Raw genomic sequence first — 1087 nt, forward strand, 5'->3', positions numbered from 1 at the left:
TAGGTCCTGTACGGGATTCAGATCATGTTCGTCCGGTGATGCTGCGTAGCCAGAGCATCGTGCCGCAGAGGTGGAGTCCGGCCAGGTAGCTCTCCGGGGTCTTGTCGTAGCGGGTGGCGATCCCGCGCCAGTTGCGTAGCCGGTTGACGCACCGTTCGACTGTGTTGCGGTCCTTGTACAGCTCGGCGTCGTGGCTGACGGGGCGGCCTCCGCGCGAGCCCTTCTTCTTGCGGTTGGCCGCCTGGTCCACCTTCTCCGGGATTACCGCCCGGATCTTGCGTTTACGCAGGTAGACGCGGTTTCCGCGGGAGGAGTAGGCCTTGTCGCCGGCGACGGCGTCGGGGCGGGTGCGGGGTCGGCCCCTTCTGCCACGGACCTTGATCTTGTCCACGACCCGCGTGAATTGCGGGCTGTCGCCGGCCTGGCCGGGGGTGAGGACGAACGACAGCGGACGGCAGCGTCGCTCGGCCGACAGGTGCACCTTGCTGGTCAGCCCACCTCGGGAGCGCCCCATTTCAGCGGCTTTCAAGCGGGCCCGGTGGCGTCGCCGCACCCGCCGCCGTTCGGCCCGGCCGGGGTCCTGGTCCTGGTTGTTTTGCGGCTCTTGTCTCTTCTTCCCGCCCCCTTTTTGGACTCGGCCGCATCCTCCAGCGCCTTCAGCTGCTCTTCGTCCAGAACCATCCCGGCGGCGTGGTGGTGGGCGCGGGAGGTGGCCGAGTCCACGCTGACCAGTGACAAGTCCGCCTCACCGCGTTCCGCGGCATAGCCGATGACCGTCTCCATCAGGTGCTGGAAGACGCCCTCGCGCGCCCAGCGGCGGAAGCGGTCGTAGACGGTCGACCACGGCCCGTACTCGACGGGCACGTCGCGCCAGGGACTGCCGGTACGGAACCGCCACATCGTCGCGTTGAGGTGATTCCGCAGGTCGGGGATGGGTCCGGATACTCCCAGAGGAAGGTGGGGCTCGATCAGGGCCCATTGCTCGTCGGTGAGGTCGCCACGTGCCATGCCCGATGGTTTATCAAGAGCGACCGGTTCCGCGGCGCCGATTACCCAAACCGTGATCTGGACTCCATACAGGACCTAG

1 protein-coding gene is annotated in these 1087 nt (G+C 67.2%); it reads right to left on the reverse strand.

Going from position 1 to position 1087, the window contains the following annotated elements; all coding sequences use genetic code 11:
* Positions 1–22: 22 nt before the first annotated feature.
* Positions 23–1008, reverse strand: a protein-coding gene (locus tag OTB19_RS43005) for an IS5 family transposase (protein ID WP_420717039.1) whose coding sequence is annotated in 2 segments (ribosomal slippage) — positions 23–604 and positions 607–1008 — 984 coding nt in all. Because the reading frame shifts where the segments join, the coding sequence is not laid out codon by codon here.
* Positions 1009–1087 lie beyond the last annotated feature (79 nt).

The organism is Streptomyces sp. H27-H5, assembly GCF_026627505.1.
Taxonomy (GTDB): Bacteria; Actinomycetota; Actinomycetes; order Streptomycetales; family Streptomycetaceae; genus Streptomyces.